This is a genomic window from Halobaculum sp. MBLA0147, from assembly GCF_041361345.1.
Classification (GTDB): Archaea; Halobacteriota; Halobacteria; order Halobacteriales; family Haloferacaceae; genus JAHENP01.
The window spans coordinates 2,820,648-2,845,421 of the sequence record NZ_JBGKAD010000001.1; the positions used below are offsets into that span (position 1 = coordinate 2,820,648).

Consider the following 24,774-nt stretch of genomic DNA (forward strand, 5'->3'; position numbering starts at 1 on the left):
TCCTAGACACGACGGCGGCCGCCGCCGTCACCGACTCGCGCGCTTCCAGGTGCGCAGGTCGATCACGTCGCCGCCGTGTTCGTCCGGATCGGCCTCGGTGACTGCCCACGTGAACATCGGTGCCACGTCCGCCGGGTCGCGGCCGTTCTCGCCGCCCGTGAGTTCCGTGGCCACGAGTCCCAGATCGAGTACGTACGCGGCGGCGTCGGCGTCCGCGTGGAACTGTCGCGCGACGGCCTCGGCGCCGGCCTTCGAGACGGCGTACGCGCCCAGCCCCGGCTTCGTGTCGCGGGCGACGGAGCCCGAGGGGACCAGAAGTGTCGCGTCGTCGGCCAGGTGCGGCAGCGCCTCCGTCAGTGTCGCGAACACGCCGCGGACGTTCGTCTGGACCGTGTCGTCGAAGGCGCTGTACGACTCGGCCGTGATCGGACTCTCGCCGGGGCCACCGTGGAAGACGGCCGCGTTGGCGACCACCACGTCGATCCCGGGCGTGCCGTGACTCGCCGCCGTCTCCATCAGCCGCTCCACGTCGAACTCGTCGCGCACGTCGGCACGCTGCCCCACGACGCTCCCGGCTGCGTCCGCGTCGAGTTCCGCTGCAGTCTCCGAGACCAGTTCGCCGTCACGGGCGCAGATCACCACGTCCGCACCCTCGTCGGCGAACGTCGCTGCGACCGCTCGTCCGACGCCTCGTGTCGCTCCCGTGACGACGACCGTGTGCTCGTCCATGCTCCGTCCCTCGGGCGGGACCCACTTAGCCGCACCGTATGCGGGTGGTGGTGAACGGACAGCCTCGTCGCGGTACGTCACCGGGAGCAGTACTGGAGCGCTCGTCAGTCCGTGGAGTCAGAGACGAGTCGCCTGTCGCTCAATCTCGCTGAACAGCCACTCGGAGAACGAGTCGGTCTCACGCCGCGACTCGTACTCCGTGTCGAACTTCGTGAACACGTACACAGGTGGGTCCTCGCCTGCGTCGGTCTCGAAGTAGTCGAACGTGTACCCCTGGAGTCCGTGAAACACGAAGGCATCGTCGGGAAGCTCGGAGCGCGCTCCGGCCGACGCGCGTTCTCTGGCGAACTCGGTCTGTCGTGTCACTTCCGGATACGTGAAGTGACTTCCTTCGAGAAACCGTCCGGGGTTTCTCCCGACGTGTCGGATACACGACTCGTATGCCGCGGGGAGAGTCACACCGTACTCTCGTTCGAGTGATCGTAGATCTCCCTCTGTGCACCCTTCGAGTTCCTCTCGCGAACAGAATCCCCTCTCGACGAGCGACTCTGCTGTCCGTTTCCCGACGGATCGACTACTCATTCTCACGTTTAGTCAAACTCGTCGGGTGATTCCGGAGTCGACTCTGTCAGCCACGTCACTGCTCTCTCGGCAGTGGGTGGGGAGAGTCACAGTAGTTCGTCGGGTGTCTCGTCGACTTGCCAGTCGGTGATGTCGACGTCGGTGCGGTGGTACGGTTCGTACACGTCGTAGTGTTGGAACCAGGTACACCGGTTGAACAGTCCAGGTCCCTGGACACGGAACGGCTCCGGTGGGGCGATACCCATCGTGAGATAGCAGTCTCGGATCTGGTACCGGAGGTGTCGTAACAACTGGCCTCGGAACGTCTCGCGAGACTCGGGATGGAACGGCGCGAGTTGGAATTTGGCGTCGGGCTTCCGGTCGATATCGGGTATTTCGCCGCCGACGCGCTCTTTTTCGTTCGACGCTGGTGACCACATCACCTGCACGTCCGAGACTGCTTCGAGTGCGAGGTCGTCAATCTCGGCGTCCTCGGGCACGGTGTCCTCAGAGCGTGCGGTACGGAGACGAGCTTCCGGGTTGTGGATGTCACCGGCGACGGCGTCCGCGAGTCCCTCGCGCAGCGTCGCTATCGTCGGCTCGTCGCCGTCGGCGAGGAACCCTCTCACTTCGTCGGTCGTCAGCGAGAGGTACACTTCCGTCTCGAAGAAGATCGGATTCCCCTCGGCTTCCGGTGGGACCTCTACTACTGGACTACACTCACCGCTGTAACCTCGGAATTGTCGATAGTACGAGTCGAAGTACTGTTCGAAGCGGTCGTCGGAGAGGCCCGCAATGACGGCTGCGACAGTCGCTAGACGGTCCGGATTCGGGAGTGGCGGCAGTGTGTCACACCTTCGCTTCCGGTAGACGTAGTACTTCGCCAACCGCCGACCCTGTGCTACGTGTTCGTTCGCTTCGTACGCTCTGTCTTCAGGGCTCTCTGCGTATTCGTCGGCGTCATGGTGAAAGGCTTCACCACTCGATTTGTACAATTCTACCTGTTGCTCTACTCCTGCATTGTCGGCAATCCTGACTCCAACTCCTTCGTCATCTTCGCCAACTATCTTAACTTTCATCTCAGTACCTCCTTTGATTTGAAGAGCCCAAATTCAGGTCGATCTCAGTCTGCTCGTCGATACGGCGCATGACGAGATCGGCAATCTGTTCGATACTCTCTTCGGGGATGGCGGCTTCGGGGCCGCCTTGCGCCCGTTCGGCTTCGGACTTGGCTCCCTCGATCGCGACCTGCCCGGCTGTCCCGACGGCTGCGCCGATGCCCGCACCGGGAGGCCCGCCGACGAGTGCGCCGAGCATCGCTCCGAGAACGGCGAACGACCCTTTCCCTGTATCGGCCAGCATATTGAGGAGGGTGTCCATCTCGTCTGGTCCCTCGACATCGACATCTGCTTCTTCGAGTTGGTCTCTGAGCGCTTCCCCGTCGAAGTGTTCTGTGCCGATCTCGCCGTTCGGCCCGAAGCCCGTCTGTTGCCGCTGAACGTGAATCTCGGTGTCGGAGAGGCGCTGAATCCCGATATCGCCACCGGACATCACGCGTCGTGCGGTCTCCTCGGCTTCCCGCTCCAGTTCGGGATTGGGGTCAATCTCCAACTGCACGTCGTCCTGTGGAAGCATCGACAACGCGCCACCCGTTTGCTGGCGGACGTGTGCGAGTTCGTGCGCCAAGACGTGCTGGCCCTCCGCAGACTCCGGATCGTACTCACCAGCCGCGAACGCGACGTGGTTGCCGACAGTGAACGCTCGGGCGTCGATGGCGTCCGCCGCCGCCGCGGCTCTCGGGCCGGTGTGAATCCGCACGTCACCCAGTGAGTCGCCCATCCGCTCTTCGACCGCGCGCTGAATCGAGGCGTCGAGCGGCCGACCGGGCGAAGAGATCACCTCGCGGACGGCGTCGGGGACGCTCGTACGGCCGGCGGGTTCGATCTCTTCGGTCGCTTCGCGACTCCGTTGGAGCGACTTCTTGTTGCGTTTCTCGACGTTCCACGGAATGGGTGTATCGCGACGTTCGCGGAAGCGATCGAGAGTGAGGTGGTTCTCCATCGCGTCGGTGGGGACACCCTCGTCGATCCAGTCGTGGACCTGTGGGCCCCACCGTTCTTCGATCCGCATCATCTGGCGGACCTCACCGTCGTCTTCGAAGTCAGTGTCGTACCGCTCGCGTGCCTGTGCGATGCTCAGCTTCCCGACGATGTCTGTCTCCATGTCGACGGTGGCTCGGTACGGGTCCGTGTCGGTCGATCGCCGGTCTCGGCCGCCGGACTGCCGGTCTCGCTCCGAGTCTCCGTCCCGGTCACCGTCGCCGGACTCTCGCCTCTCTCGTGCTCGTGAGGAACTCCAGTAGCCCATCTCTCAGTCACTTCGAACGTCCTCCGCACGACGCATAATTGTTGGGGAGTGTCTATCAATTAGCAGACTATGAGAAAAGACTTTGAGACAGCGAACAGAGGTGTCTCGTACACACGGAGTATGAGCTACGACACCTCGCAGGCACATCTCGACGACGAACTCGACCGGCTCCACACCGCACTCACCGCCTTCGACGAGTACGATCCCGTGTCGGGGAACTCGGACTCAGAGCCAACTCCGTCCGGCGAATACGCACACAGCGACGCGTTCGGAGAGCGACACTCGTTGGCGCCACCACCGGGTGCTCGCGAGGACGTGCGTCGTGACTTGGCAGAGATCCGTACCCACCTCCGCGAGACATCCGACGACGTTCGGCTCCGCGTTCGCGTCCTCGCCGACCGGTTCGGACTCTCCCGGCCACACCTCGACGTGTTTCTGCTCGCACTCGCACCGGAACTAGACGACGACTTCGGGCGACTCCTGCGTAGTATCCAAGGAGAGACGAAGTCTCCAGCCCCGACTGTCGGATCGATCGAGGACTTCTTCGGCACGTTCCCAGGACGCAGTCACGCCGCAGTGACACTGATCGCATCGGGATCACCGCTGCGCAGATACGATCTCGTGTCACTTGGCGAGTCGTCGGCACCGGCGGACCCGGAACGACGACGGCCGATCACCGTCCCCGAACGGATCGTCACCTACGTCAAAGGTGACGAGACACTCGACTCGGATCTGGCCGAAGTCGCGGCACTGACGACACCCGACACGACCCGGGAGGACCTCCGACTCGACGACACCACCCACGAGCGCCTCCAGACGGTCGCCGAATCACCCCGCGAGGACGGACACGTCTACTACTTCTACGGCGCGGCAGGATCGGAGAAGCGCCGTGCCGTCGACGCTCTCGTCGACGACGACCGCCTGCTCCGCGCCGACCTCGAAGCACTCCTTGAAGACGACCGGCTCGACAGGTTCCGCCGCGAGGCACTGCTCCAAGACTGCCCGGTCCACCTGAAGAACGTCTCCGAAGCGACAGCCGATCCCGGCGAAAACATCGCCGCCGACCTCCCCGACCGCGAACACCCGCCGACGGTCGGCGAGGTACTCGACGCACTCGCCCCGCTCGAACGCGACCTCTACCTGACTGCGACGGACGCTTGGACCCCGACGTCGGGTCGCGACGACACCTCGTACTCACTCCTCCAGTTCCCCGACCCCTCCTTCGACCTCCGGGAGCAGATCTGGGAGGGGTACGCCGACGAGCTCGCCGACGACGTGGACCCGACCACGCTCGCCAGCACGTTCGAACTCACGCAGGGGCAGATCGACGACGCCGTCACTACCGCCCGCGCGCTCGCCGACGATCCAGCGGAACCGATCCCGTTAGAGACAATTCGCGAAGGCTGTACCGCACAGTCTGCGGAAGGATTGGAAGACCTCGCGGAGAAGATCGATCCCGAGGCCACCTGGGACGAGGTGGTACTCACCGACGACACCGAAGCAGAGTTGCAGGAAGTCGCGGCGCGAGTGCGCCACCGGGGCACCGTCTACGAGCAGTGGGGGTTCGAAGAGCGGTTCTCGCGCGGAACGGGCGTCGTCGCGCTGTTCGCGGGGCCGTCGGGGACGGGAAAGACACTCTCGGCGGAGGTGATCGCCGCCGACGCCGGCATGGACCTGTACAAGATCGACCTCTCCAGTGTGGTGAGCAAGTACATCGGCGAGACCGAAGAGAACCTCGAACGCATCTTCGACGCCGCCAGAGACTCCAACGCGATTCTGCTGTTCGACGAGGCAGACGCCGTCTTCGGCCAGCGTGCCGGGGTGAGTGACGCGACGGACAGGTACGCGAACGTGGAGGTGAACTACCTGCTCCAGCGGATCGAGAGCTACGACGGCGTGGTACTTCTGACCACGAACAACGAGTCGCAGATGGACGACGCGTTCGTGCGCCGCATCCACCAGACGGTCCAGTTCGAGCGCCCGCAGGAACGCCAACGCGAGAGCATCTGGCACGTCATGTTCCCCGAGGACACACCTACCGAGAACATCGACTACGCGTTCCTCTCGCAGTTCGACATGCCGGGTGGGAACATCCGTAACGTCGCTCAGACCGCGGCGGTGTTGGCTGCCGACGACGACGGTGTCGTCCGTATGAAACACGTTGTCCGTGCGACCGAACGGGAACTGAACAAGATCGGGAAACTGTACAAGATTGCAGACTTCGGCGAGTACAGCGAGTACCTCCGTGCCAGCAGTGGCGAGGCGACGGAGACGGCAACCGCGACGACCACGACACAACGAGACACGCCACAGGCGACAGCCCAGTCGAACGGCCACCGAGAGACGACGGCTCCCGACGAGCGGCGGTCGGACACCGGCGCCGAGCAGCCGACGGACGAGTCCGGCACGGCACCGAGCGCCGATCACACCGAACGAACACAGAGCCCCGAGCCGACACAGACGGCGAATACGGGGGAGAACGGCTCGGCGCCTGGTACCGCAGAGACTGGCCCGCCGAATAAGGATGCACTCGCGGCCGCCGAGGAGGCTCGCGGCGCGACCGAGCCGAGTCTCGCAGACGACACCCCCGAGTCGATCGGAGTCGACAGCGGCGCGACAGAGCAGGGGACCGACGCCGACTCGCTGGAGGCCGGCGAGTTGGGTGAGGAGATGCCGGAGCCGGATCTCGAGGAGACCGGCACCCGCGACCGGCCCGAGGTCGTCGTGAAGCAGTTCTTTCAGTACCTCTCGGAGGGCGACGGTGAGGCCGCACACGCACTGTACCACACGGAGGGGTACGTCGAGCAGTTCTCCGACCGGGAGATCGCGATGCTCCGCGAGAAAGACCTCGTCGTCAAAGACTTCGAACGCCTCACCGACACCAAACGGCGCGTCACTCTCCGGTTCGTGCAGGAACTCGGTGAGCGCGAACTGCCCCTGGAGTACGAACTCCGCCCACAGGACCGCGAGTGGCGCATCTTCGACCTCAGACAACCCGGGCGGTAGTGTGGAGACGCAGTTCGGGTGGCCGGAGTCGAGTGTCGTGAGAGGCCAGAATCTCGGGCTACCCGAGGCGTAGCACCCGGCGAGAGAGCCACTCCGAGGGCGTCACTCCGGCGGACTGTAGTCGCCGCCGTACTTCACGAAGAAGTAGGTGAGCCCGAGCGTCGTGAGCATCGCGACTGAGGTCGCGACACCGATGGTCTTGGCGCTGTCGGGGACTTTCGGCCGAGAACTACCGCCACCACCGCTCTCGCTCTCCACCTCGACGGTCGGTACGTCGTCGCCGACGGCGATGGCACCCTTCATCCCGAGCCCCTTGTGAGGCTGACAGAAGTAGGTGTAGACGCCGCCGGTGTCGAACGTCACCTCGTATGTGGTGCCGCTCCCGACGACCTCGCTGTATCCCTCGACCCCCGCACCGGAGGGCATCCCCTCGAAGAGGACGTTGTGGCTCTGACTCCCGACCCACTCGAAGGTCACCGTCGTCCCCGTGTCGATCCAGAGGCCGGTCGGGGCGAAGGCGAGGCCACCGCTGCCGGCACCGACCTCCACCGTCACCTCGCCGCTTCCGCGCTCGTCGGCGAAACTACCACCCTTCGCGCCGTCGATGTACCCGCCGAAGTCGGGCTGTTCGCTCTGGGCGGTCGCCGTCCCGGCGGCACCCGCACCGGCGCCGAGTGCCGTCGCACCCGCCGCACTGCGGACGAACGCGCGACGACTGAGACTGTCGGTCATGGGCGCCACTTGCCCACTGGCGAACCTTAATCCGTCGGTTCCCGGCGCCACTCACGACACCCTCGGCGTCAGTCGTCGCGACGGACGAAGGTGACGGGACAGGGTGCCGACAGGAGAACGGCCTGAGCACTGGACCCGAAGACGGCCTTCCCGGTGGGCGAGCGGTCGCGCCCGCCGACGACGACGCGGTCGGCGGCTCGTTCGTGGGCCGCCTCGCTGACGGCCTCGCCGACGGCACCGACTCGCGCGTCCACCTCGTACTGGACGCCGGCGTCGTCTAACGCTCGACTCACCCGTCGGACGGAGTCGAGACGCCGCGCCACGTCCGCCGTCGACCCGTCTTCGAGCCCCAACCGCCCGGCTGCCTCGTCGACCGCCGCCTGTGTCTCGAAGGCGTGGACCAACGTCACTTCGGCGCCGGTGGCTGCCAACTCGACGGCGACACCCGCCAGTTCGTCCGCGCGCTCTCCCTCGTCTCGACCGACCGCGATCACGACCGACTCGACTGTCATACACAACACTGTGTCCCCTACGGACAAGAGGCTGTCGAGAACGTTACTCGAAATCGAGTTAACTCTCGGTCGCAGTGCGGGTGCGGGTCGACGAGGAGAGGTTCTCGCAGTCGTCGGGCGTCTCGCGGAACCACAGCGAGAGGTCGGCGTCCTCGTCGACGCGTGCCTCGATTCCGTAGCAGGTGACACCCTGTTTGCCGATGTCGAACTGTTGCCACTCTTCGGCGTCGTCGAGCCGGACGTAGACGGTGTAGGAGGCGGGAGTCTCCGTCCAGGAGCCGGCGATCCGTCGGGTGTTCCCCTCGTTCCCACCGGCGGCGAGTGGGTGTGTCGACCAGTGGACGGGGTCGCCACGACGCTCGACCAACACGTGGACGTCGTGTGCCGTGTCGTCGCGGTTGACGATCCGGAGGTACGCGATCAGGGAGTTGTCGCCGCCATCGGAGCCGCCGCCGACGCCGCTACACCCCGCGAGTCCGGCCGCACCGCCCGCGCCGACCGCAGCGAGGAACCCGCGTCTCGTGACCATGTCGTTCGTCGTACCGGCCCGGTCGTCATATGCCTTCGCCCGCGTGTCCGACGCTCGTCTGCTCCGAGTCGCGGTACCGGCGACCAGGCCACGGCGCCGGACGAACTCTCTCGTACCGCCACCTACTCCTGTACACTCTCTCACCCGAGCCAGTCGTCCGGATCGCTCGCGAGCCGGTCGCGCAGCGTCGCGGTCGCCGTCTCGTCGTAGCGGAGCGGGCGGCGCCACCACGGGCCGCGGCCGGAGTCGGCCGAGAGGTCGGTGACGAGAGCGTTCGCCTCGCTCCCGCCGCTCGGCACCGACAGCGGGACCGCGCGGTCGAACAGCCGCGATCTCTCGCCGCCGCGGACGAACACGGCCGCGTCGACCGTCTCCCGCTGGACGTGTGCGTTCGTCGCCGTCCACGCGTGTGTCTCGGAGTCTGCTCCCGCGTACTCCTCGCCGGTCACGACCTCGCGGACGCGGAACTCGCCGATCAGGTAGGCTCCCCACTCGGGCGGTCGCCAGTCGACACGCTCGCCGTGCCACTCGTCGGGGTCGTCTCCGTCCGTGTCGCCTCCGTCTCGCTCCTCGTCGGCGCCGTCGCTTCGCCCGCCGTCTGCGTCCAGACCGCCCGGGTCGACGGTCGACAGCGTCGCGTAGAACAGCAACCAGTCGCCGGGCTCCAGCGTCGACAGCGGACCGGCCTTCACACCGTGTTCGTCGCCGTAGGTGTAGCGGTCGCGTCCGAGGTGACCGGCGAACTCCGGGTCGACGTGGACTCGCCGGTCGGACAGCGACTCGTCGACTGCGAACGGCAACTCGTCGAGCACACCCAACTCGCCGTACGTCGGCACGTCGCCGTCGGTCGGCTCCCGTTCGGGGATCGGGACGTACACGAACGACCCGTCGGGGTAGATCGGCCCACGGAACCCAGGTAACGACGTGTTCGCGGCCACGTTGATCGCGATCGCCTTCGGCACACGCACGTCTCCGACGGGGAGCGACAAGTCTCCGTCGTCCCGATCACGGCGGGAGCGACACACGACTGACGAACTCGTCGTACTCGCGGCTCCAGATCCCGAGTTCCTCGACGGTCCAGGTCACCGGGTCGAACGACTCCGACCGCAGTCGGCCGACGGGGTCGCTCCCGCGCCCGACTCCGAGCGGCCCGTCGTCCGAGAGCCCGCGTGCGAGGGTCACGTGCGGGGTGTAACCCTCACCCTCCAGCCCCGGGACGGCGTCGAACTGTGCCACGAGTCGCTCGTGGACGGCACGCAGTCCCGGGCTCTCGACGGCGAGGTACACCACCGGTGTACTCCCCTTCGGCGGGTCGTGGAACGCGCCGATCCCGTCGACGCGGACCGCGAACGGCTCCGTCCCGGCGAGCGTGTCCGCGACCCGTTCGTGGATCCGTCCCGGATCCCGTTCCCCCTCGAACCGCTTGCACAACAGCGAGTGGCGGTCGCGCACGTAGTCGAACGGCGCTAGCGCCGGTTCGAGATCCCGTGCCAGCCGGCGGACCGCGTTCGGTACCGGGACGTTCAGCCCGTACATCCGGTCACTCCCCGCCCGGGTACTCGCGTGCGAACACGTCCGCGACGAGCGGCTCGTCACCTCCGTCGTCCGTCGCCGACCCGCTCGCACTCGCAACCGCCCCGTCGGCGTCTCTCCGGTCGGTGTCTCCCTCGTCGGGGGCCGCCTCCTCGGCCTCGTCTTCGTCCACCCGTTCCTCGTCGGCGGGGCTGACGCTCCCGGTGCGGTAGCCGCCCAGGTCCAGCGTGACGTGGTCGAAGCCGGCGTCCGTCAGGTGGTCGCGGGCTGCCGCGGCGAAGTCCGTGTCCAGTGCGCGGTCGAGTTCGTCGGGGCCGACCTCGATCCGTGCCAGTCCGTCGTGGTCGCGAACGCGGAACTGCTCGAACCCCCACGTCCGGAGCAGTCGCTCCGCCTCCTCGATCCGACTCAGCCGCGTCTCCGTCACCTCCAGTCCAGTCGGGATGCGCGAGGAGAGACACGCCATCGAGGGCTTGTCCGCGACGGAGAGGCCGTAGGCGTCTGCAACCGCGCGCACGTCGTCCTTGTCGAGTCCGTGGTCCAACAGCGGGGAGTAGACGGACAACTCCTCGACCGCCCGCAGTCCCGGGCGGTGGCCCTCGCCGGGGTCGGAGGCGTTCGTCCCGTCACACACCGTCTCGATCCCCAGCTCTTTGGCCGTCTCGTACATCTTCCCGAGTCGCATCGTCCGGCAGTGGTAACACCGGTCGTCGTCGTTCGCGACGAACGCGGGGTCGTCCAGTTCCGAGAAGGAGACGGTCTCGTGGCGGACGCCGATCTCGTCGGCGACCCGGCGGGCGTCGTCCAACTCCGCCGCCGGGAGCGTCTCGCTCTTGGCCGTACACGCCACCGCGTCTTCACCCAGGGCGTCGTGGGCCAGCGCCGCGACCACGCTGGAGTCGACGCCACCCGAGAAGGCGACGACGACCCCGTCGCGGTCGGCCAACGCCGCCCGCGCCGCCGCGACCCGCTCTCCCAGGTCGTCGTCGAGTACCGCTAGCACCTCGTCCATAGTCGCCTCACGTGGGTTGTGGGTGAAAAGCGTTCGTTTGTGTGTGTCGGCGAGTGGTGGCCGGTGGCTCCGTGGTCGTCGGCCGGCCGGTCGCGACGACGCCGGTGTGTCGGCCCCGACGTGCGGAGCCGGTGACGAGTCACTCCCCGTGTTCGGCGACGATCTCGGCGATCCGGTCGACGGCCTCGTCCACGTCGGCGGCGTCCACGTCGAGGTGCGTACACAGTCGGCAGACGTGGTCGTCGAACGCGTGGAACTTCACGCCGTGGTCTTTCCCGGCGCTCGACAGTTCCTCGCCGGTCAACCCCGCGGCCTCGGAGTCGACCATCACGATGTTCGTGTCCGGGTTCGGAGCCGAGAGCCCGTCGATCTCGTCGAGTCCGGCCGCGAGTCGCTCCGCGTTGGCGTGGTCTTCGGCGAGCCGCTCGACGTTCTCCAGCGCCTCCAGCGCGGGGGCGGCGACCAGCCCGACCTGTCGCATCCCGCCGCCGAACAGCTTCCGGGTGCGGCGCGCGCGGTCGACGTACGCCTCCGGCCCGGCGAGCACGGAACCGATCGGTGCCCCGAGCCCCTTCGAGAGACAGAACATCACCGTGTCCACCTCGGCGACCATCTCGGCGGGGTCGGTGTCCGTCGCGACGCAGGCGTTGAACAGCCGCGCGCCGTCGAGGTGGACCGGCACGTCGAGGTCGTGTGCGGCCGCCGCGGCCTCGTCGATCCGCGACTTGGGGACCGCGACGCCGCCGCGCGAGTTGTGGGTGTTCTCCAGCGTCACCAACCCCGTGCCGGGTCGGTGGAGATCCTCGGCGACGTACCCCTCGCGGATCTGTTCCGGCGTGGGGACGGCTCGCTCCCCGGCGTCGAACGTCCGCGGTTGGACCGACGAGAGGTCCGCGATCCCGCCCAGTTCCCACTTGTAGACGTGCGCCTGCTCGTCACACAGCAGCTCCTGTCCACGCTCGGTGTGGGTACGGATGGCGACCTGGTTCCCCATCGTCCCGGTGGGGACGAACAGCGCCGCCTCCGTTCCGACGAGGTCGGCGGCCCGCGACTCCAGTTCGTTCACCGTCGGATCGTCTCGGTAGACGTCGTCGCCCACGGGAGCCTCCGCCGCCGACTGCCGCATCGTGTCGGACGGCCGCGTGACCGTGTCCGAGCGTAAGTCGATCACGCTCGTACCTCGTCGCGCGCCCTCAAGTATCGCGCGGTCCGTGCGAACACCGCCGGCGCTCGTCGCCACCACCGCTCGGTACCACTCTGCGCGTCGCCGCCACTCGTCGCCACTGCTGGCCGCCACTCGTCGCCACCACCGCTGGCCGCCACTCGTCGCCACCACCGCTGGCCGCCACTCGTCGCCACCACCGCTGGCCGCCACTCGTCGCCACCACTGCTGGCCGCCACTCGTCGCCACCACTGCTGGCCGCCACTCCTCGACCAGAGCCGTTCCGGTTTAGTACCCCGACCGTCTCCACCCGGGCGAGTGACCGACGCCGACGGAGAGTCTCGCAGTCGCGAAGTCAGTTCGGACGGCGACCAGGCCGACAGTGCAGACTGCGCGGACGGTGGAGACCACGCAGACGACACCGACGACCGGACGCCAGAGGGAGCCACGGTGGACGACCGCGCGATGGACGAGCGGCTCCACAGTCTCCACGCCGCCACGCGGGAACTCGTCCGCGCCGGTGATCGCCGGGCCGTCGCCGACGTGGCCGCGGACCTCGCGGAGGACGTGCTCGGATTCTCGTTGAACACCGTCAGACTGTACGACCCGGAGACGGACCGGTTGGAGCCGACCGCGGTGTCGTCGGCCGTCACCGACGAGCTGGGCGAGCGGCGGGCGTACGACCGCGGCGAGTCCGTGCAGTGGCGCGCGCTGACGGCCGACGAGCCGGTGGTCGTCCACGACGTGGCCGAGATCGACGACGTGGACCGTGGGAGCGTCGCGAGTGTGCTCGTCGTCCCGGCGGGGGACCACGGCGTCGTGACCCTCGGCTCGCGGACTGCCGACGGGTTCGACGACTGTGACGTGGAGTTGGCGCGCGTGTTCGCCGGTAACGTCGCGGCGGCGCTGGACCGCGCCGAACGCGAGGAGCAGCTCCGCGAGGGGACGACCGCACTCACCCGACAGAACGAGCGGCTGGAGGAGTTCGCGAGCGTGTTGAGCCACGACCTCCGGAACCCGCTGAACACCGCTCAGGGACGCGTCGAGTTGGCGCAGGAACGCGACGACCCCGACGACCTCCCGGCCGCACGCGACGCGCTCGACCGGATGGAGGCACTGATCGAGCGGCTGCTGGCGTTGGCCCGCACGGGCTCGCCCGTGGAGGTGGACGACCCCGTCTCGGTCGCGGAAGTCGCCCGCGACGCGTGGGGGACGACGCCGACCGACGCGGCGACGCTGTCGGTGGAGACGGACCTCGTGGTTCGCGGGGACCGCGAGCGACTGCGGACGCTGTTCGAGAACCTGTTCGGCAACGCCGTCGACCACGCAGCCGAGCCGCCGACGGTCGTCGTCGGCGACCTGCCGGCCGGCGAGGGGTTCTTCGTCGCCGACGACGGGCCGGGTATCCCCGAGGAGGTGGCCGATCGGGTGTTCGATCGCGGGTTCACGACCGCGAACGACGGCACCGGGTTCGGCCTCGCCATCGTCGAGGAGGTCGCCGAGGCTCACGGCTGGACGGTTCGACTCGGCCCCGCGACGGCACCGGGACTCGACGACACCGGTACCAGGTTCGAGATCGTCACCGAGGAGTGAGTCGTCCGCCGGTGGACGGTCTCGGGTCGGTGCCGGCCCTCGTGGTGCCGTACGCCGTCGGCCCCCGTGGCGTCGCACGTCGCCGGCCGAGGTCGTGCGTCTCGCCTCGCCGACGGGACACGTGTGGTCGACGGGACACGTACACTCTTGTGTGCCAGCACCGAAGACGAGATGATGAGTGACTCGCGGAGCGACACGTCGAAGGCGCAGGTCGCGGCGTACATGACCCGCGACGTGGCGACGGTGTCGCCCGACGACACCGTCCGCGAGGTCGCCGAACGGATCGCCGAGAGCACCGGTCACAACGGGTTCCCCGTGACGGACGGGCGGCAGGTGGTCGGGTTCGTCTCCGCGCGCGACCTGTTGTTGGCCGAGGACTCGGCACCCATCTTCACGGAGATGAGCGACGACACCATCGTCGCCCACCCGGAGATGAACGTCACCGACGCGGCGCGGGTGATCCTGCGCTCCGGCATCCAGAAGCTCCCGGTCGTCGACGACGCCGGCCACCTCGTCGGCATCATCTCGAACACGGACGTGATCCGCAGTCAGATCGAACGCGCCACCCCGGAGAAGGTCGGGAAACTGATGCGGACGCTCGAAGAGATCCACGACGTGAGCGTCACCCAAGAGCGGCGCGAGGTGTCGCTCGACGCGCTGGTCCCGACACAGGCGCGAGTGTACGCGGACGAACTCGCCGGGCGCACCTACGAACTGGAGCGGGGCCTCGCCGAGCCACTGGTCGTCATCGACAACGACGGCACGCTGGTGTTGGCCGACGGGCACCACCGCGTGCTCGCGGCCGACAGACTCGACATCGACGAGATGGACGCCTACGTCATCTGTATCGACGTGGGCCGGGGGGTCGAACTCGGGATGGAACGCACCGCACGCGAGGAGGGGTTGGCCTCCATCGACGACATCGAGGTGGTCGACTACGCCCAACACCCGCTCGTCGAGACGACGAAACGGTTCCAAGACGACACACCAGACTAGTGACTGCCACCACCCCGCCGCCCGCCCCCCGGTCGCCTCGTTCGTGTGGGGTCCACCGGCACCCACCAGAAAGTTTCATGTGAGTCTGGGGAGAGTAACGGACCGATGACAGACGCTACGGGTCGAGCGGCCGAGTCGGCGGCGGCAGACGCCGGCCGGTCGGCGTCCGACACGTCCCCGAACGAGACGGGCCCTCCCACGAGCGAGCGAGACGACGCGGAGACGCCCGCCGTCGACGGGGACGCTGTCGACGACACGGGTGCAGACACGCCGACGGAACCGCCGGTCGTCGCCGTCGAGGACCTCACGAAGACGTACGGCGAGGACGTGCGCGCACTCGACGGGGTCTCGTTCTCGATCCGACCGGGCGAGGTGGTCGGCCTACTCGGGCCGAACGGCGCCGGGAAGACGACCTGTATCAAGAGTACGCTCGGCCTGGTCGACCCCTCCGGCGGTCGCGTCGAGGTCGCTGGGACGGACGCGCAGGCGAACCCGCGGCGTGCCTACGGTCGCGTCGGCGCGATGCTGGAGGGCGCACGCAACGTCTACTGGCGACTGACGCCCCGCGAGAACCTCGCCTTCTTCACCGGGATCGCCGGGGATCGGCCCTCGACGGTCGCCGACCGCCACGAGGAGCTGTTGGAGCGACTGGACCTCGCGGAGAAGGCCGACGAGACGGTGAAGGACCTCTCGCGCGGAATGAAACAGAAGGTGTCGTTGGCGACGACGCTGGCGCGCGACGTGGACGTGGCGTTCCTCGACGAGCCGACGCTGGGGCTCGACGTGGAGAGTTCGCTGGAACTCCGCCGCGAACTCGCCACGCTGGCCGACGAGGAGGGACTGGCGGTCGTGTTGTCGAGCCACGACATGGACGTGATCCAGGACCTCTGTGACCGGGTGATCATCCTCTCGGACAGGGAGATCATCGCGGACGACGACGTGGAGGCGCTGCTCGACGTGTTCCGCACGCAGACGTACGAGGTGGCGTTCGAACCGCCGGAGGGTGGCGACGGAGACGGCGTGTCTACGGGAGACGCCGAGTCCGGTGCCGACGGCGCGACGAGTCGGAACGGCGCCGACGACGGGGACGCGGACACACTGGAAGAGCGCCTCCGGTCGCGCTACGAGGTGACCGACTGGACGCAGCGGGGCGACCGCACGGTCGTCACCGTCACACTGGAGTCGGGCAACGACCTCCCGTCGTTCACCGGGACGGTGGTGGAGGCGGGCGCCGACCTCCACCGCGTCGCCTCCGTGGAGCCGGACCTCGAAGAGGTGTTCCTGCGGATCACCGGAGGTGACGAGCCGTGACCGACGGAGAGGCGGACGCAGACGCGGACGGGGTTGCGGCGGAACCTGCGGAGGAGCCGGCCGAAGGAGAGCGAGGTGGAGCCGCCGAGCGCACCCGGCCGGACGGCGGCACCACCCGGGAGGCGGGCCCGCTGGGCACCGTCGACCCGTCGCCGGAGCGTCGCGACGGCGGAGTGCTCGCGTGGCTGCGACAGACGGGACTGCTGTTCTACACGGTGTTCCGCCGGGATCTCACGATCCTCGTCCGGTACCCCGTCGACTTCGTCGGCGCGCTGGTGAGTCTGTTCCTGCTGTTCCTCCTGCTCGTCGAGGGGGGCCGCCGCGTGGGCGGGCAGGCGTTCTCCGACTCGCTGGGCGGTGTCGTCGTCGGCTACCTCGTCTTCATGCTCGCGCAGTCCGCCTACCAGGGGTTGGCGAACGCCGTCGGCGACGAGGCACAGTGGGGGACGCTCGAACGGCTCCACCTCTCGCCGCTGGGGTTCGGTCGGATCATGATCCTGACGGCGGTGTCGAAGGTGCTCACGTCGTTCGTCTACGTGGCGCTGTTGCTCCCCCTGACGCTGCTCGTCACCGGCGAGTCGCTGACGGTCGACCTCCTCACGGTGGTCCCGCTGGCGAGTCTCGGCCTGGCGTCGGTGATCGGGATGGGGTTCGTCTTCGGCGGCGCCTCAGTGCTGTACAAGCGGATCGGCTCGCTGTTCCGTATCCTCCAGTTCGGCCTGATCGGGTTGATCGCGGCGCCCGTCGAGCAGTTGCCGTGGCTGCGGGCCTTCCCCATCGTCCAGGCGAACTACATGCTCGGACAGGCGATGCGGGAGGGGGTCCGCCTGTGGGAGTTCTCGCCGCGGGCACACGCGATCCTCGTCGCCGTCGGGGTCGCGTACTTCCTCGCCGGCTACGGCGTGTTCCGACTCCTCGTGGCGCGAGCCCGCAAGCTCGGCGCGCTGGGCGACTACTGATCGACAGGTGTGTCGTCCTCGGGGTGCGTCTCGTCCCGGCGGACGCTCACCCCGCGTCGGTTTCGTGGGTCACTCCTCGCCGGTGTCGTCGGTCACCCCTCGTCGGTGTCGTACCGTTCGCGGAGGTCGGCGGCGGCCGCCTCGGCCGCCTCGCGGTCGGTCGCCGTCGTGCGTTCGTACGCCGGTCCCTCCGGCGCCTGTTCGAGGCGGTCGACCCGGACGACGAACTCGTCGTCTGGACGGCGTCTGATCCTGACGGTCGCCGCGCGGTCGGTGCGTTCCCACTCGGTCACGTCGTCGACGGTGTCCGTTCGCTCCCAGGGCACGTCTCCCCGATCGGCGTCCGGGCGTACGAACGCTCCGGTTCGTGCCGCGCCACGGCCTCTCTCGGCACCCTCACGGTTCCACCCGTTCGTCGGTAGGGTACAGACACTCCCTCTGTGATGAGGCACTCGAAAGAGCTATATTTACGCCGAGACAGCAGTCGCGTATGTCGGTCGTCGACCGCCTCGCAGACGAACTCAGACAGCCGGAGTACACCGGGGAGAACCGGTGTACGCCGTGTACGGTGACGAACCTCCTGATCACCGCCGTCGTCGCGGCCGGGCTCGCGGTCGTGAACCCGCTGGTCGCGGTCGCGTTCGCGGTCCTCGGCGTCGGCGCCATCGCGTTTCGGGGCTACCTCGTCCCCGGGACGCCGACGCTGACGAAGCGGTACTTCCCGCCGTGGCTGTTGGAACTGTTCGGTAAGGAGCCGGCCGGCACGGCCGACGCGCCGGCCTACGAGGGTGACGTGGACCCCGAGTCGTACCTGCTGGACCACGGCGTGATCACCGAGACGCCGGACGGCGAGGACCTGGAGCTCGTCGACGGGTTCTGGCCGACGTGGCGCGACGCCATCGAGCGGGCCGACGAGGACCTCGCCGCCGAGGTCGGCGACCTGCTGGAGCTGGAGGAGCCGCAGGTGAACCCCGGGGGAACGATCACGCCGGCCGAGGAGGCGAGCGGCTGTACGGTGTACGACGGCGACGTGCGCGTCGCGCAGTGGCCCTCGGAGGCCGCGTTGGCCGCCGACCTCGGCGCCATCGACGCGCTGGCCGACCACGGGATCGACGTCGCGGCGATGGACCGCGGGGACGCCGGCCAACTGCTCGCGGGACTGCGCGTGTTCGCGGAGGCGTGTCCCGACTGTGGCGGCGAGATGGCGCTGGGCGAGGACACCGTCGAGTCCTGTTGTAGCGTCGCGGACGTGTTCACCTACGACTGTCGCGACTGTGGCACCCGCGTGATGGAGATCCAAGCGGCCTGAGTCGGCCGAGATCGTCCGTCGACACGGCCGTGATCGCCCCCGACGACCGCCGCAGGCACACTGCGCCACCGATTCACATCCCGACCGTAGTTACTTCCGTCCCGTCGCGGACGCGGCGTGTGTGCCAGAGATCCGTGTGCCCTCGGCGGCGCGGTGGGACGAGTCGACACCAGTACGAGTGACCGGTCTCGACCCGGAACGACGGGTCACACTCCGCGCGACGGCGACGGCGTGGTTCGACGACACCGGGACGAGCGAGGCGACGTTCGAGGCGACCGCCGACGGCGTCGTCGACACGAGCGAGCAGGCGCCGCTCGCGGGAGACTACGAGGGTGTCGCCCCGACCGGGTGGCTGTGGGCGCTGAGCGAGACGGACGGCCCCGCCGGCGGCCGCCCGACCGGGGACGGCGACGACGTGACCGTCCGGCTCGAACTCCACGACGACGGGACAGAACTGGCGACGGCCGAGACGACCCGTCGGCGGACGGCCCCGGGTGTCGACCACGAGTCGGTCGCCGTCGAACGGACGGTGCCGGCGGCGGACGACGGGGGCGAGTCCGTGACCGTCGGCGTGATCGGGGAGCTGTTCTCGCCGCCCCGGTCGGGACCTCACCGGGCCGTCGTCTGTCTCCACGGGTCGGCGGGACGCCCGCTCCGGGGTGTCGCGTCGCTGTTGGCGGCCCACGGCTACGCCGCCGTCGCGGTGCAGTACGTCGGCGACCACGAGTCGCTGCCGGACACGCTGGCGGAGGTGCCGGTCGAGACGGTCGCCGCCGCCGCGGACTGGCTCCGCGAGCGGTCGGCGGTGCGTGGCGACGCGATCGGGCTGTTCGGTCGCTCGAAGGGCGCCGAACTCGCCGTCGAGAGCGCCGCGCGGTTCGACTGGCCCGTGACGACCGTCGCGGTCGCCCCGAGTCGCCACCGCTGGCAGGCGCTCGACGGAGGAGAGGAGCCACGGAGTTCCTGGTGTGCCGGCGGCGAGCCGCTGCCGTTCGTCCCGTTCCGTGCGCGACCGGGGGAGACGGAGGACGGTGCCGTCGTCTTCCGGGACACCTACGTCGACTCTCGCGAGCGTGTCCCGTCGGATCGGCTCGAGGCGGCCGCGATCGACGCCGCCGCGGTCGACTGTCCCACACTTCTGGTGTCCGGCGGTGACGACATGATGTGGCCCGCCGGCGAGGACGCCGAGCGACTCGCGGCGGCGCTGCGAGACGGCGGCACGCCGGTGACGCACGATCACTACCCCGACGCGGGACACGGACTCGGTGTGCCGTACGCCCCGCCGACGACGGCGACGAGAGCCGGCGAGATGGCACTCGGTGGCGACCCAGCCGCGAACGCACGCGCCGCCGCCGAGCACTGGCGGACAGTTCGCGACCACCTCGCCGAGACGCTCGGAGAGTGACCGACGCGGCGGCTCCGCCGCCGCAGGACGTGTCGCTCAGAGCCCGAGGTGCGACGTGGAACTCGGCATCCCGTCGTCGTCGTCCAGGCCACCCTCGTGTTCGAAGGTCAGCGCCTCGTCGGTGAGGTAGACGACGCCGTCGCGCACCTCCACGTCCACGGAGACGAGGGTCTGGCCCGCGGCGGGGTCGGTGTCACAGTACCCCGTCTCCAGGTCGAACATCGCGCCGTGTCGTGGGCAGATCACCTGTCCGTCGCGCATCGCCGCGCCCACGTCGCCGCCGCGGTCCAGCCGCTGATCCGGTTCGTGCATACAGAAGTTCTTCCAGGCGGCGACAGCGGGGGTGTCGTCCGTGTCGTCGCCTGCCCCGTCGTCCGTCGTCCCGGCGTCGGTCCGGGCGAGCAACACCTCCTCTTCGAGGCCGCTCGGCTCGCTGACGGTGAAGCGGTAGCTCCCGGCCTCCGGCAACTCCGAGACTGCGACCAGTTCCGTCGCGTCTGTCATCGCCACTCGGTCGGGACCGGACCGTCTTCAACCTCGCGACGACGCGTGGGTGCCGACAGTCGACCGACGCGGCGTCGCCGTCGACGGACGACGCGTCCCGCCACTCAGTCGAACCCGCTGACGAGCGTCACCACCCACTGCGCCGGGTCGCGGGCGCGGCGCACCTCCACGCGCTCGACCCACTTCACCCACTGGAACCCGCGACGACCTGGAGCGACGAGTCGCGCGGGGGCGCCGTGGCCGTGCGAGAGTCGGTCGTCCCCGACGTGTGTCGCCAGGAGTGCGTCGCGGGCCTCGTCCAGCGGGAGCGACCAGCGGTAGCCGGTGACGGAGACGAACCGCACGTACCGCGCCTCGTCGGCGACGCCCGCGCTCGCGAGGAGATCGCCCACCCGGACGCCCCGCCACTCTTGGACCGTGTACCAGCCGCTGGTGCAGTCCAGCGTCGCCCGCCGTCGCGTGTCGGGTACGATGTCGTCGATCGCCAGCGCCAGCGACTCGTCGACGAGTCCGTCGACGTGCAACCGCCACGCCTCGCGGTCCACCGGGTCTGGGTCGTCCGCGACCCACGAGGTCACCGGGAACGCACCGCCCTCCGTCGCCGTGTCGTAGAGGTCGCCGGTCGGCTTCGAGCCGGTGAACCGTCGCGTCGCGCCGTCGAGCAGCCTGTCGGCGGTCTCCGTCGCCCGCCAGGCGAGGGCACCGGACGCGAGCAGTGCGCCGGTTCGCAACGCGGCCCGGCGGTCGAGGTCCGTCCGCCGCGGCCTGCGGAACCGCGACCGCAGGTGGACGACGAGCAGCGGGAGCAAGAGGAGCCCGAGTCCGACGTGGAGGTTCAGCGTCGTCCACCCGGCGACCGGGACGTTGCCGCCGAGCGTCCAGAACACGCCCGTGGCGAGCGAGCCGAGCGCGACGAGGAGCATGAGGATCGACAGCGGCGTCTGGCGGTCCCAGGCGACCCGGCCGGTGATCCGGTGGCGAACCCGGACGAGTTTGAACGTCAACGCGCCGATCAGCGTCAGTCCGACGGCGGCGTGCGTCCAGAACAGCCACGCGCCGTCCGGGGTCCCGACGGTGAACGACACCAGTCCGGAGGCGACCTCGAACACCACACACCCGCCGATCAGCCAGTCGACGACCGCGGGCGGCGGCGCGGCGGCGAGCAGCCGTCTGTACACGGCCGCCCTACGGCGTCCTCGGGCTTCACTCCTCGGGTGGCGGTGGTGTCGGGCTTCCCTCTTCGGGTGGCGGCGTCGTGGTGTGCTCGTTGCGGCCCTCGGAGTCGACGCCTGCGGACACGGACACCACAACGGCCAAACCGTTCGCCGGGCAACCCACGGGCGATCACGCGTGTCGCAGACACAGGCAGCGCGGTCCGAGCCGAGCGTGGCGCTGGGCGTCGGACTGACGGCGGTGGTGTTCCTCCTCGTCCAGCTCGGCGCGTTGGCACTCGTGCCGGACTTCTCTGCGGCCGGGCTCCAGGCGACCCCGGACCCCTCCGATCCGACGAACGCGGTCGTCTACGTCGGTGCCATCCTCGTGATGACCGGGCTGATGCTCGCCGCGTTCAAGTTCGGCGTCGATCAACTCGTCCGTATCGTCATCCTCCTGACGAGTGGACTGCTCTCGTGGTACGTGTTCGCCGTCGTGCTCCCCGGTCCGGCGGCGGTCGTCGCCGCCGCACTCGTCCCGGTGGCACTCCTCGTCTACCCGGAGTGGTACGTGATCGACGCCACCGGCGCGGTGATCGGCGCCGCCGCGGCGGGAGTGTTCGGAATCTCCTTCGGGCTCCTCCCGGCGATTCTCCTGCTCATCGTGTTGGCGGTGTACGACGCGATCTCGGTGTACGGCACCGAACACATGCTGGACCTCGCCTCGGGCGTGATGGACCTGAACATCCCCGTCGTGCTCGTGATCCCACTCACGCTGGAGTACTCGCTGCTCGACGACGACCCCGCGGCAGAGGCGGCGGGGCTCGACGAGACCGAAGCGGCGGAGACGGACCCCTCTGACGGGACCGAAGCGGCGGAGACGGCGGCGGGAGGGAGAGCCGGCACCGTCGCAGACGGCTCCGGGAGTACGGACACGACAGACGTGGCGCCTCCCGACGCGGACACCACCGACGACCCCACGGAGCGGACGACCGACGACGACGGCGAGCGAGACGTGTTCTTCGTCGGGTTGGGTGACGCGGTGATGCCGACGGTGCTCGTCGCGTCCGCGGCGTTCTTCTCTCCGGCGCCGTCGCTAGGTGTGCCGGGGCTCGCGGGCCTCAACCTCCCGGCGCTGCTCGGGATGGTCGGCACCTTCGCCGGACTGGCGGTGTTGCTGAAGTGGGTGTTGGCCGGGCGTGCCCACGCCGGACTCCCGCTGCTCAACGGCGGCACGCTCGCCGGCTACCTCGTCGGCTCCGTGCTCGCCGGCGTCCCGCTCGTCACCGCACTCGGACTGGGGCCGTACCTGTGAGTCGACCGCGTGGCGACGCGGGCGGGCTCGCGGAGGTGCTGTCGCCGCGAGCACGCGGCGTCCTCGGCACCGGCGGGCTGTTCCTCGCGGTCCAGGTGCTCGCACTGGCGATCACGCCACGGCTCTCGACGCAGGGGGTCAGCTACGGCGAGGGTGGGGACGCGCTCGTCCCCCTCGTGCTCGGCCTCGTGCTCGGGACGCTGTTGGCGCTCGCGGTGACGCGGTGGGGACTCTCGGTCGCGATCCTCCGCGGGTTGACGTTCCTCTCGGTGGGCGTCTCCGTCTGGTTCGCCGCGGCGGCGTTCCTCGGGCCACTCCTCGGGGTCGTCCCGGCGGCGGCTGGCGCACTGGTCGTCTGGCGAGTCAGACGGTGGGCGCTCCGCAACGCCGTGATCGCGGTCGGCGTCGCGGGCGCGGCGGGGGTGTTCGGCGCGAGTCTCGCGCCGCGGTTCGCCGCCGCCGCCCTGGTGGTCGTCGCCGTCTACGACGCCTACAGCGTCTACTACTCGGGACACATGGTGGAGTTGGCCGACGCGAGCGCCCGCCTCTCGCTGCCGAACGCCTTCGTCGTCCCGACGAGCGATCACGCGGACGGCGACGTGTCCGTGAGCGACTCGCGGGCGGACGCGACCGGAGAGGCAGGTGACGTGGCAGGGGCGACCGAGACGGAATCGACCCCCGTCGTCGCGATGCTGGGTGCCGGGGACGCCCTGTTCCCCGCGCTGTTGGCGGCGAGCGCGGACGCACACACGGCGACGATCCAGGTCGTCGGCGGCGGCCCGCCGCTCGGTGTCGCGCCGTCGGCGTGGGGTGCAGTCGCCGGTGCGGTCGTCGGCTTCGCCGCACTCCAAGTGCTCGTCCACCGCCGCGGCGGCGTCCACGCCGGGCTACCCGCGATCAACGGCGGCGCGATCATCGGGTGGCTGGTGACTGGTGGCGTGGCGTTCCTGTGAGACGGTAGCCAGAGCGCCGGGAAGAACGACTCACACTCTCGGCCGTCTACCCACTCCGCCGACCCGTCCCGCTCTCGGGGCCGACTCTCACGTCAGTTACCGTCGGCCGCCTCGTCCACCTCGTCGGCCGCCTCGGCGGGTACTGCGTCGCGGACCTTCACCGCGACGCCGCTGTCGAACTCGCGCATCGCCGAGGCGGGTAACTCCGCCCGCCCGACGGCCAACAGCGCGCCGCGTTCGTGGACCACCAACACCTCGTCGCGCGAGCGGACATCGTCGTTGACCGACTGGACGAACTTCGCGAACGCGTTCTTCCCGTCGCGGACGAACGGCTCGCTCTCGTCGCCAACGACCACGCGGTTCGCCGGCGCGTCCAGCGCCCGCTGGAGTCGCCGCCCACCGGCGAGTCCGAGCGTGAACCGCCCGTCCGTCCCGAAGCTGACGATCCGCTCGCCGTCCGGCGTCAGTACCTGTCGCGGCCGCCCGCCCGTCGAGCGGCGTACGTCCAACTCCTCGGCCTCCGTCGTGGGGAACAGCGCCGTGCCGGCGCCGGCACCGAACTGGTAGTCGGCGACGGTCCGGAGCTGTCCCAGGTCGCGTGCGTCCGTCACAGCAGGAACGTCTCCTGGCGCTCGTCCATGTCCACGAACGTCGTCGCGGCGGCTTCGAGTTCCTCCGCGACGGACGGGCCGAACCCCATCACCTCGGTGCGGACGCCCTCGTGGCGCAGGTGACGACACAGCCGCGAGAAGTCGCCGTCACCCGTCGCCAGCACGAGCACGTCGACGTGATCCGCCAGCGTCACGGCGTCGAGACTCATCCCCACGTCCCAGTCGGCCTTCTGCGAGCCGTCCGGGAACGTCTTGATGTCCTTCACTCTCGTCTCGAAGCCGATGTCCCGCAGCGCCTGGAAGAACGACTCCTCGTCCGGGGAGTCGGCGCGGATCACGTAGGCGATGGCCCGCACCAGGTCGCGGTCTTGGACGGCCTTCTCCAACAGTTTCCCGTAGTCGACCTTCTGGGAGTAGAGACTCTGAGCCGAGTGGTAGAGGTTCTGCGCGTCGGCGATGACGCCGACCCGCTGGGCGTCGTGTACGCTCGTCACGTCTCTGTCGTTCGGTCCGAGAAGCTTAGC

General features: G+C 69.1%; 25 protein-coding genes. 9 read left to right on the forward strand and 16 right to left on the reverse strand.

Annotated elements, in window-relative coordinates; translation table 11 throughout:
* Nucleotides 1-27: 27 nt before the first annotated feature.
* The 4 genes from RYH80_RS13605 to RYH80_RS13620 form a co-directional block, all read right to left on the reverse strand.
* Nucleotides 28-729 (reverse strand): SDR family oxidoreductase, encoded by a 702-nt coding sequence (locus RYH80_RS13605; RefSeq protein WP_370904421.1) that lies wholly within the window; start codon nt 727-729, stop codon nt 28-30.
* 117 nt (nt 730-846) lie between these two features.
* Nucleotides 847-1,311 carry an SMI1/KNR4 family protein gene (locus RYH80_RS13610; RefSeq protein ID WP_370904422.1) on the reverse strand — a complete coding sequence of 155 codons (465 nt, stop codon included), beginning with the start codon at nt 1,309-1,311 and terminating at the stop codon, nt 847-849.
* A gap of 86 nt (nt 1,312-1,397) precedes the next feature.
* Nucleotides 1,398-2,369 (reverse strand): DUF7958 family protein, encoded by a 972-nt coding sequence (locus tag RYH80_RS13615; RefSeq protein ID WP_370904423.1) that lies wholly within the window; start codon nt 2,367-2,369, stop codon nt 1,398-1,400.
* 1 nt (nt 2,370) lies between these two features.
* Complete coding sequence (locus tag RYH80_RS13620; protein WP_370904424.1) at nt 2,371-3,513, reverse strand: eCIS core domain-containing protein; 1,143 nt, start codon at nt 3,511-3,513, stop codon at nt 2,371-2,373.
* A 264-nt stretch (nt 3,514-3,777) separates the two neighbouring features.
* Between RYH80_RS13620 and RYH80_RS13625 the strand changes: the two genes are divergently transcribed.
* A complete protein-coding gene (locus RYH80_RS13625) occupies nt 3,778-6,663 on the forward strand; it encodes an AAA family ATPase (protein WP_370904425.1) in 2,886 nt (961 codons plus the stop codon).
* A 102-nt stretch (nt 6,664-6,765) separates the two neighbouring features.
* On the opposite strand, the gene RYH80_RS13630 is transcribed toward RYH80_RS13625, so the two are convergent.
* The 7 genes from RYH80_RS13630 to RYH80_RS13660 all read right to left on the reverse strand — a co-directional run bounded on the left by RYH80_RS13630 (nt 6,766) and on the right by RYH80_RS13660 (nt 12,107).
* Nucleotides 6,766-7,395, reverse strand: coding sequence for a plastocyanin/azurin family copper-binding protein (locus RYH80_RS13630; RefSeq protein WP_370904426.1), 630 nt, complete (start codon nt 7,393-7,395; stop codon nt 6,766-6,768).
* A 68-nt stretch (nt 7,396-7,463) separates the two neighbouring features.
* Nucleotides 7,464-7,907 carry a universal stress protein gene (locus tag RYH80_RS13635; RefSeq protein ID WP_370904427.1) on the reverse strand — a complete coding sequence of 148 codons (444 nt, stop codon included), beginning with the start codon at nt 7,905-7,907 and terminating at the stop codon, nt 7,464-7,466.
* Nucleotides 7,908-7,965: 58 nt separating this feature from the next.
* On the reverse strand, nt 7,966-8,436 hold the full coding sequence (locus RYH80_RS13640; RefSeq protein WP_370904428.1) for a twin-arginine translocation signal domain-containing protein: 471 nt from the start codon (nt 8,434-8,436) through the stop codon (nt 7,966-7,968).
* 140 nt (nt 8,437-8,576) lie between these two features.
* Nucleotides 8,577-9,398, reverse strand: coding sequence for an Nmad3 family putative nucleotide modification protein (locus tag RYH80_RS13645; protein ID WP_370904429.1), 822 nt, complete (start codon nt 9,396-9,398; stop codon nt 8,577-8,579).
* 43 nt (nt 9,399-9,441) lie between these two features.
* Nucleotides 9,442-9,972 carry a 2'-5' RNA ligase family protein gene (locus tag RYH80_RS13650; protein ID WP_370904430.1) on the reverse strand — a complete coding sequence of 177 codons (531 nt, stop codon included), beginning with the start codon at nt 9,970-9,972 and terminating at the stop codon, nt 9,442-9,444.
* Nucleotides 9,973-9,976: 4 nt separating this feature from the next.
* Nucleotides 9,977-10,981 carry an ATP-dependent sacrificial sulfur transferase LarE gene (gene larE / locus RYH80_RS13655; RefSeq protein WP_370904431.1) on the reverse strand — a complete coding sequence of 335 codons (1,005 nt, stop codon included), beginning with the start codon at nt 10,979-10,981 and terminating at the stop codon, nt 9,977-9,979.
* A 139-nt stretch (nt 10,982-11,120) separates the two neighbouring features.
* On the reverse strand, nt 11,121-12,107 hold the full coding sequence (locus RYH80_RS13660) for a threonine aldolase family protein (protein WP_370904728.1): 987 nt from the start codon (nt 12,105-12,107) through the stop codon (nt 11,121-11,123).
* Between the two features lie 354 nt (nt 12,108-12,461).
* On the opposite strand from RYH80_RS13660, the gene RYH80_RS13665 reads away from it, so the two are divergent.
* The 4 genes from RYH80_RS13665 (at nt 12,462) to RYH80_RS13680 (ending at nt 17,002) form a co-directional block, all read left to right on the forward strand.
* Complete coding sequence (locus RYH80_RS13665; protein ID WP_370904432.1) at nt 12,462-13,736, forward strand: sensor histidine kinase; 1,275 nt, start codon at nt 12,462-12,464, stop codon at nt 13,734-13,736.
* Between the two features lie 174 nt (nt 13,737-13,910).
* Complete coding sequence (locus RYH80_RS13670) at nt 13,911-14,732, forward strand: CBS domain-containing protein (RefSeq protein WP_370904433.1); 822 nt, start codon at nt 13,911-13,913, stop codon at nt 14,730-14,732.
* A gap of 105 nt (nt 14,733-14,837) precedes the next feature.
* Nucleotides 14,838-16,043 carry an ABC transporter ATP-binding protein gene (locus RYH80_RS13675; RefSeq protein WP_370904434.1) on the forward strand — a complete coding sequence of 402 codons (1,206 nt, stop codon included), beginning with the start codon at nt 14,838-14,840 and terminating at the stop codon, nt 16,041-16,043.
* Entirely contained in the window at nt 16,040-17,002 is a 963-nt protein-coding gene (locus tag RYH80_RS13680; protein WP_370904435.1) for an ABC transporter permease, read from the forward strand. The genes RYH80_RS13675 and RYH80_RS13680 overlap by 4 nt, the downstream gene beginning before the upstream one ends.
* A gap of 92 nt (nt 17,003-17,094) precedes the next feature.
* On the opposite strand, the gene RYH80_RS13685 is transcribed toward RYH80_RS13680, so the two are convergent.
* On the reverse strand, nt 17,095-17,328 hold the full coding sequence (locus tag RYH80_RS13685) for a DUF7543 family protein (RefSeq protein ID WP_370904436.1): 234 nt from the start codon (nt 17,326-17,328) through the stop codon (nt 17,095-17,097).
* Between the two features lie 164 nt (nt 17,329-17,492).
* On the opposite strand from RYH80_RS13685, the gene RYH80_RS13690 reads away from it, so the two are divergent.
* A complete protein-coding gene (locus RYH80_RS13690) occupies nt 17,493-18,311 on the forward strand; it encodes a DUF8054 domain-containing protein (RefSeq protein ID WP_370904437.1) in 819 nt (272 codons plus the stop codon).
* A gap of 121 nt (nt 18,312-18,432) precedes the next feature.
* A complete protein-coding gene (locus RYH80_RS13695) occupies nt 18,433-19,716 on the forward strand; it encodes an acyl-CoA thioester hydrolase/BAAT C-terminal domain-containing protein (protein WP_370904438.1) in 1,284 nt (427 codons plus the stop codon).
* A 36-nt stretch (nt 19,717-19,752) separates the two neighbouring features.
* Here the strand turns inward: RYH80_RS13695 and RYH80_RS13700 are convergent, their stop codons facing one another.
* Together RYH80_RS13700 and RYH80_RS13705 are read right to left on the reverse strand one after the other, a co-directional pair.
* Nucleotides 19,753-20,220, reverse strand: a complete 468-nt coding sequence (locus tag RYH80_RS13700; protein WP_370904439.1) for a Rieske (2Fe-2S) protein — start codon at nt 20,218-20,220, stop codon at nt 19,753-19,755.
* 104 nt (nt 20,221-20,324) lie between these two features.
* On the reverse strand, nt 20,325-21,398 hold the full coding sequence (locus tag RYH80_RS13705) for a molybdopterin-dependent oxidoreductase (RefSeq protein WP_370904440.1): 1,074 nt from the start codon (nt 21,396-21,398) through the stop codon (nt 20,325-20,327).
* Between the two features lie 172 nt (nt 21,399-21,570).
* On the opposite strand from RYH80_RS13705, the gene RYH80_RS13710 reads away from it, so the two are divergent.
* Both RYH80_RS13710 and RYH80_RS13715 read left to right on the forward strand, forming a co-directional pair.
* Nucleotides 21,571-22,686 carry a presenilin family intramembrane aspartyl protease PSH gene (locus RYH80_RS13710; protein WP_370904441.1) on the forward strand — a complete coding sequence of 372 codons (1,116 nt, stop codon included), beginning with the start codon at nt 21,571-21,573 and terminating at the stop codon, nt 22,684-22,686.
* On the forward strand, nt 22,683-23,639 hold the full coding sequence (locus RYH80_RS13715) for a presenilin family intramembrane aspartyl protease PSH (protein WP_370904442.1): 957 nt from the start codon (nt 22,683-22,685) through the stop codon (nt 23,637-23,639). Before RYH80_RS13710 ends, RYH80_RS13715 begins: the two co-directional genes overlap by 4 nt.
* Before the next feature lie 92 nt (nt 23,640-23,731).
* On the opposite strand, the gene RYH80_RS13720 is transcribed toward RYH80_RS13715, so the two are convergent.
* A complete protein-coding gene (locus tag RYH80_RS13720) occupies nt 23,732-24,250 on the reverse strand; it encodes a PUA domain-containing protein (RefSeq protein ID WP_370904443.1) in 519 nt (172 codons plus the stop codon).
* Nucleotides 24,247-24,744, reverse strand: a complete 498-nt coding sequence (locus tag RYH80_RS13725) for a LabA-like NYN domain-containing protein (protein WP_370904444.1) — start codon at nt 24,742-24,744, stop codon at nt 24,247-24,249. Before RYH80_RS13725 ends, RYH80_RS13720 begins: the two co-directional genes overlap by 4 nt.
* Nucleotides 24,745-24,774: the final 30 nt, after the last annotated feature.